This is a genomic window from Bradyrhizobium sp. (genome assembly GCF_049586575.1).
Taxonomy (GTDB): domain Bacteria; phylum Pseudomonadota; class Alphaproteobacteria; order Rhizobiales; family Xanthobacteraceae; genus Bradyrhizobium.
Genome location: NZ_JBAVCF010000584.1, coordinates 1 through 6,758 on the forward strand (window position 1 = coordinate 1; position 6,758 = coordinate 6,758).

Sequence of the window (6,758 nt, forward strand, 5' to 3'; positions counted from 1 at the left end):
TCGCCACCCGCGTCAATGCGCTCGCGGCCGATCACCGCCGAGAGGAAATCGCCCGCATGCTCGCCGGCGCGGAGATCACCGCCGAGGCGCGGGCGGCCGCCGAGCGGCTGCTCAAGGCCGCGACGGCATAGACCAGCGTCCCGCCATGGCAACGAAAGCAAAACCCAAGAAACTTCCCGACGTCGCCGACCTCACCAAGGCTCAGGCGAAGGTCGAGCACGTCAGGCTGACCCTTGAGATCGAGCGTCACGACAAGGCCTATTACCAGGACGACGCGCCGAAGGTTTCAGACGCCGAGTATGATGCGCTGCGCCAGCGCTTCAACGCCATCGAGAAACGCTTTCCGGAATTCGTCAGCGCTGAATCGCCGTCGCAGAAGGTGGGTGCGGCGCCATCCGGAAGATTCAGGAAAGTCCGCCATGCGGTGCCGATGCTGTCGCTCGACAACGCCTTTGCCGAGGAAGATGTCGTCGATTTCGTCGGCCGCATCCGCCGCTTTCTAAAACTTTCCGAGGAGGAGCGGATCGACTTTTCCGCCGAACCGAAGATCGACGGGCTCTCGATGTCGCTGCGTTACGAGGCCGGCGAACTCGTCACCGCGGCCACGCGCGGGGACGGCGCGGAAGGCGAAGACGTCACCGCCAATATCCGTACGCTGGAAGACGTGCCGAAGAAGCTGAAGGGCCGTAAGGTGCCTTCAATTTGCGAGGTGCGCGGCGAAGTCTATATGACCAAGAAGGCCTTTCTGGCGCTCAACGAGCGGCAGAAGGCCGCCGGCGACACGATCTTCGCCAATCCGCGCAATTCGGCGGCCGGATCGCTGCGTCAGAAGGATCCCTCGATCACCGCCTCGCGTCCGCTCGGCTTCTTCGCCTATGCATGGGGCGATATGAGCGACATGCCGGAGGACACGCAGAGCGGCATGATCGGCTGGTTCGAGCAGTGCGGCTTCAAGACCAATCCGCTGACCAAGATCTGCCACTCGGTCGAGCAATTGATCGCGTTTCATCGCAGGATCGAGCAACAGCGCGCCAGGCTCGATTACGATATCGACGGCGTCGTCTACAAGGTCGACCGGCTCGACTGGCAGGAACGTCTGGGTTTCGTTTCGCGCACGCCGCGCTGGGGCATCGCGCACAAGTTTCCGGCCGAGCGCGCGGTGACGGTGCTGAAGGATATCGAAATCCAGGTCGGGCGCACCGGCTCGTTCACGCCGGTCGGCAAGCTCGAGCCGGTCGGCGTCGGCGGCGTCATCGTGCAGAACGTCACGCTGCATAACGAGGATTACATCAGGGGCATCGGCGGCGATGGCGAGCAATTGCGCGAAGGCCGCGATATCCGGATCGGCGACACGGTCGTGGTCCAGCGCGCCGGCGACGTGATTCCGCAGGTGGTCGATGTCCTGATCGACAAGCGGCCCAAAGACGCAAAAGAATTTCGCTTTCCGAAGAAATGTCCGTGCCCGCTGCACACCGAGGTGGTGCGCGAGGAAACCGCGACCGGCGAGGAGGGCTCGCGCGCCCGCTGCACCGGCGAGTTCGCCTGCCCCTACCAGAAGATCGAGCACTTGAAACTGTTCGTGTCGCGGCGCGCCTTCGACATCGACGGCCTTGGCGAGAAGCAGCTTCAATATTTCTTTGATGAGGGATGGGTGAGGGAGCCTGCCGAGATCTTCACGCTGCAAAAGCGCAACAACAAACTCAAGCTCGAAGCGATCGAAGGCTACGGCGAAACTTCCGTGCGTAACCTGTTCGCGGCGATCGAGGGGCGGCGGCGCATCGCGCTGGAGCGCTTCATCTATGCGCTCGGCATGCGCCATGTCGGGGAGACTACGGCGCTGGCGCTCGCCCGCGGCTATGGCTCGTGGGACGCCTTCCACGACGCCTGCCTGAAGGTCGCCAAGGACGATGAGGAAACCATCGCCGAGATGGATGCGCTCGACCAGATCGGCGACACGGTAATCGCGAGCATCAAGGCCTATTTCGGTGAAAGCCATAACCGCGGCATCGTCGAGCGATTGACGCGCGAGGTGACGATCCTCGATGCCGAGAAGCCGAAGAGCAATTCGGCCGTGGCAGGCAAGACGGTGGTGTTCACGGGATCGCTGGAGAAGATGACGCGCGACGAGGCCAAGGCAATGGCCGAACGTCTCGGCGCCAAGGCGGCGGGCTCGGTATCGAAGAAGACCGATTATGTCGTCGCCGGTCCCGGCGCAGGCTCAAAGCTGGCGGAAGCCAAGAAGCACGGCGTCGCGGTGCTGACCGAGGACGAGTGGCTGAAGCTGGTCGGGGAGTAAAATCTCACACCATCCCGGTTTCTTCTTCCGCCTGTTCGATCAGTTCCTCGCTGACGACGACATCACGCCGCGGAATCAGAAACACCATCGTCGAGACGCAGGCGAGGGAGAGTGCAAACACGGCGGCATTCAACGGCGCCGGCGTCGTGAAGTGGCCGCCGAGATAGGCGCCGAACTGCGACAGGAACGAGCCGAGTCCCATTTGCAGGAATCCCATCGCGCCGGAGGCGGTGCCGGCGGCGTCCGGGCGAACGCTGATGGCGCCCGCGGCCGAATTCGACATCACAAACGCATTGGCGAACATCACGATCATCTGGGTGCCGAACAGCCAGGATGGCGCCTGGTTGATGCCGGTGAGGCCCCAGACCAGATTCAAAAGACTGCCGGCGACTTGCAGGGCGAGTCCGAACCAGATCAGCTTTTCCAGCTGGTAGCGCGGCGAAAAGCGCACGCAGCAGAGATTGCCGATCAGGTAGGCAAACCCGGTGGTCGCAAACCACGCGCCATATTCGGCGCCGGTGCGGCCCATCTGGGTCACCACGATGTAGGGACCGCCGCCGGCGAAGGCGAAAATGATCTGCGAGGCCAGCACCTGGCACAGCACGTAGCCGATGAAGGCGCGGCTGGTCAGGAGACTGCCGACATCGCCGCGAAAGCCGCCCGTGGCGAGGCGAACGCGGCGCGTTTCCGGCAAGATAAGCGCGATCGAGATTGCCACGACGAGCGACATGGCCGTGATGACGTAGAAGATCGCGCGCCAGCCGAACGCGGTCTCGAGCAGGCCGCCGGTCAGCGGGCTCAACATCTGCGCGATCATCATCACCGCGATCACGAGGCTGATCATGGAGGAGATGCGCTCGCGGTGATAGAGGTCGCGGATGATGGCGCGGCTCACCACCATCCCGGTCGCCCCGCCAAGCGCCTGGAAGAAGCGCGCCGCGATCAGTTCGGGCAGACTGTCGGCGAAAATGCAGGCCGCGCTTGCCACCACCATCAGGCCAAGGCCCGCCAGCAATACCGGCCGCCGTCCAAAGCGATCGGAGAGCGGTCCCATCAGGATCTGTGAGCAGGCGATACCGACCATGTAAAGCGACACCGTCATCTGCGCGATGGAAATGTCGCTGTTGAAGCTGGTGGCGAGAAGCGGCAGCGCGGGCACCAGCATGTAGAGCGAGATCGGCGCCACGCCGGTCATCGCGACCAGGAGCAACAGCATCGCCCGCGCCGCCGCCCCATTCGCCTCTGCCGCGATTTCTGGTCTGCCTGCGACGCCGTGCATTTGAATCCGTTCCCGGCGCATGCGTTTCCAGACATCCGAACCGTCTGGCGGAATTGGCTTTGCGCGAAATTCCATGATTCACTTCTAGCGTTATTCGGCGCGCCGCGAATACCGGTGTTTCGGAATACGGCCATTCGCTTTCCGGGATGCGCTACGTGCAACCGGGCCTGTCGTCAGGGAATGGTTCTTCCCTCCGTCATCGCCCGCGAAAGCGGGTGATCCAGTATTCCGGAGGCGGCTGCGATAGATCGAGAAGCCGCAGCGTACTGGATACGCGGCCTGCCGCCTTCGCTGAAGCTTCGGCGGCCCTCGCACCAAACCCCGGCGAAGCCTTGGCGTAGACGGGTCGCGGGGTATGACACCTGTCGCTACAACGACAGCGGCGCGGTGGCCTCGTCGAGCCAGGCCTTGGTGGCGTCGTCGACATGGCCGCGTACGGCGTGGCGGACGCGTTCATGGTACTCGTTGAGCCAGCTCAATTCGTCGCCCGTCAGCATGTTGAGATCGACCAGGCGGCGATCGATCGGCGCCAGCGTGAGCGTTTCGAATGCGTTGACGGGTTTTTCCGCGCCCGCGACCTCGGCGGCGACGACAAGTTCGAGATTTTCGATGCGGATGCCGAAGCCGTCGGTCTTATAATAGCCGGGCTCGTTGGAGAGGATCATGCCGCGCTTCAGCGGCGTGGCGCCGAGTTTCGAGATCCGCGCGGGGCCTTCATGCACCGAGAGGTAACTGCCGACGCCGTGTCCGGTGCCGTGTTCGAAATCAACGCCGGCCTGCCACAGATATTGTCGCGCCAGGGTGTCGAGCTGCGCGCCGGTAGTGCCGTCGGGAAACAGCGCACGCGCAATCGCGATGTGACCGCGCAGCACGCGGGTGAAGCGATCGCGCATTTCGAGCGTCGGCTCGCCGATCGCGATCGTGCGGGTGACGTCGGTGGTGCCGTCCTCGTATTGCGCGCCGGAATCGATCAACAGCAGATCGCCGCGCGCGATGCGGCGATTGCTCTTGCGGGTGACGCGGTAGTGCACGATGGCGCCGTTCGGGCCGGTGCCGGAAATGGTCGGGAAGGAGACGTCCTTCAGCGCGCCGGTTTCGCGGCGGAAGGTTTCCAGCGCCTCGACCGCGTCGATTTCGGTGAGATGGCCAGAGGGCGCTTCGCGGTCGACCCAGGCAAGGAAGCGCGCGAGCGCGACCGCGTCGCGCCGGTGCGCGGCCTTCGTGCCGGCAATCTCGGTGTCGTTCTTGACCGCTTTCAAAAGGCTGACGGGATCGCTGCCGCGCAATGGCTTGCCGCCGGCCGACGAAATCAGCCGGGTCAGGGCGTCGGCCGCGGTCGCGCCGTCGAGCGCGATTCTAGCGCCGCTCTTCGACATCTCGATCAGTTTCGAGCTCAGCGCGGCGGGCTCGACGACGGTGGCGGTCTGTTCGAGATGATCGCGGACGCTGTTCGACAGTTTGCGATGATCGATGAATAGCGTCGGCTGGCCGCTTTTGGGCACCAGCGCATAGGACAGCGGCAGCGGTGTATGGGCGACGTCGCCGCCGCGGATATTGAAGGTCCAGGCCACCGCGTGGCTATCCGACAGCACCAGGGCATCGGCATTGAGTTTGGCGATTTCGGCCTCAATCCGTTTCAGCTTGTCGGCCTCAAGCTCGCCCGAAAATTGCCGGCCGTGCAAAGTGACGGGGGCGAGTGGCTGAGCGGGGCGCTCGGTCCAAACGGCATCAACCGGGTTGCTGTCGACCGCGACCAGCTCCGCGCCGGCTTTTTCGCAAGCCTGGCTAAGCTTTTCAGCCGCTGCGGTCGTGTGCAGCCAGGGATCGAAGCCGAGGCGGTCGCCGGCGGCTAGATGTTGCGCCAGCCAGGTCTCCGGCGGCGGATCGACCAGCGGCTCGACGCGCCAGGCCTTGGCGTCGACCTGCTTGCCCGCCTGCAGCGTGTAGCGTCCGTCGACAAACACCGCAGCCTCGGCGGAAAGCACCACCGCGAGGCCGGCGGATCCGGTAAAACCGGTGAGCCAGGCCAGCCGCTCCTCGGAGGGAGGGACATATTCGTTCTGCTGCTGGTCAGCGCGCGGAACCACGAATCCGCTCAGGTTGCGCTTCGTCAACTCCTCGCGAAATGCGGACAGGCGCGCGGTCAAGGCGACCCCGGTCTCGGGCTCTTCGAACGTCTGGAACAGCGCTTCAAACATCGGGCGATACTAGGATTGTGGGAGAGGGCTCGGCAATCGACTCAATTTGCTTCCGATTCGGAACTTATTGTGATTGAATTGCTGCACCTGCGTTAGACGGGTTTGAACGTTTCATGACGCCAACTGTTATGAAGGTTCAGGAAGAAATCTTTCGGGTGGAATTCCAAGGCAGTTCCAAGGGCGTTTCGTCACCAGCGTCGAGGGATTAACATGCCCGTCTTCACCTTTGAGAAGATTACGCCGCCGCTCAGCGTGCCTTCGTCGGCGCCTGCCGCCGAAAAGCCGCGCAACGTCATCGTTCAGTTTCTGGATCGTTTTGTCGAGGCGCGCGTCAAGCGCACGGCTATCGAGGAAAAGGCCGGCAACCCGTCGCCGCGGAAGCCGGTGGAATAGCAGCACCTCACCGCGCCTTGTGCAGCAAAAGGCTGCTCCAGCCTTCGATCCGGATCTGCCGCTCCAGAATGAGCCCGCGCGCACGATAGGCCGCAATCACGGAAGGCGCCTGCGCCGACAATAGCCCCGAGAGGATGAGCCGCGCCCCGCCCGCCAGATGCCGGGACATCGGGGTTGCCATCTGCCGCAGCGGATTAGCGAGGATATTGGCCAGTATCAGGTCAAATGGCCGTCGTTGCCGCAGCAAGGGCGCCGCAAAACCGTTGCCCCACGCCACCTCTACCAGTGGGCCGACGCCGTTCTGCCGGGCGTTCTCGGCCGCAACCTTCACGGAAAGCGCATCGATATCGCTCGCCAGCACCTTCTCCCGCAGCGCCTTCGCGGCCGCGATCGCCAGCACGCCGGTGCCGGTGCCAAGATCAAGCACCCGGCGGGGCTGGTAGGCTTTCAGGACCTCGCCGAGCAGCAACAGGCAGCCGCGGGTGGTGCCGTGATGGCCGGTGCCGAAGGCCAGCGCCGCCTCGATCTCGATTCCGAGCCGGTTGGCGGTGACCTTGGCCCGGTCGTGCTGGCCATGGACGACAAAGCGCCC

General features: G+C 64.0%; 5 protein-coding genes. 2 read left to right on the plus strand and 3 right to left on the minus strand.

What is annotated here, in order from left to right; genetic code table 11:
• Positions 1-145: 145 nt before the first annotated feature.
• Positions 146-2,296, plus strand: a complete 2,151-nt coding sequence (ligA, locus tag WB528_RS21895; protein ID WP_423890608.1) for an NAD-dependent DNA ligase LigA — start codon at positions 146-148, stop codon at positions 2,294-2,296.
• Between the two features lie 4 nt (positions 2,297-2,300).
• Here the strand turns inward: ligA and WB528_RS21900 are convergent, their stop codons facing one another.
• Both WB528_RS21900 and WB528_RS21905 read right to left on the minus strand, forming a co-directional pair.
• Positions 2,301-3,575 (minus strand): multidrug effflux MFS transporter, encoded by a 1,275-nt coding sequence (locus WB528_RS21900; RefSeq protein WP_423890610.1) that lies wholly within the window; start codon positions 3,573-3,575, stop codon positions 2,301-2,303.
• Between the two features lie 368 nt (positions 3,576-3,943).
• A complete protein-coding gene (locus tag WB528_RS21905) occupies positions 3,944-5,773 on the minus strand; it encodes an aminopeptidase P family protein (protein WP_423890613.1) in 1,830 nt (609 codons plus the stop codon).
• A 210-nt stretch (positions 5,774-5,983) separates the two neighbouring features.
• Between WB528_RS21905 and WB528_RS21910 the strand changes: the two genes are divergently transcribed.
• A complete protein-coding gene (locus WB528_RS21910) occupies positions 5,984-6,166 on the plus strand; it encodes a hypothetical protein (RefSeq protein ID WP_423890616.1) in 183 nt (60 codons plus the stop codon).
• A 7-nt stretch (positions 6,167-6,173) separates the two neighbouring features.
• On the opposite strand, the gene WB528_RS21915 is transcribed toward WB528_RS21910, so the two are convergent.
• Positions 6,174-6,758 (minus strand): 50S ribosomal protein L11 methyltransferase (locus WB528_RS21915; protein ID WP_423890618.1); only part of this gene is annotated, 585 nt, incomplete at its 5' end.

Coding starts and splice junctions, on each gene's coding strand:
- ligA (WP_423890608.1), top strand. CDS start 146: ATGGCAACGAAAGCAAAACCCAAGAAACTTCCCGACGTCGCCGACCTC.
- WB528_RS21900 (WP_423890610.1), bottom strand. CDS start 3,575: ATGCACGGCGTCGCAGGCAGACCAGAAATCGCGGCAGAGGCGAATGGG.
- WB528_RS21905 (WP_423890613.1), bottom strand. CDS start 5,773: ATGTTTGAAGCGCTGTTCCAGACGTTCGAAGAGCCCGAGACCGGGGTC.
- WB528_RS21910 (WP_423890616.1), top strand. CDS start 5,984: ATGCCCGTCTTCACCTTTGAGAAGATTACGCCGCCGCTCAGCGTGCCT.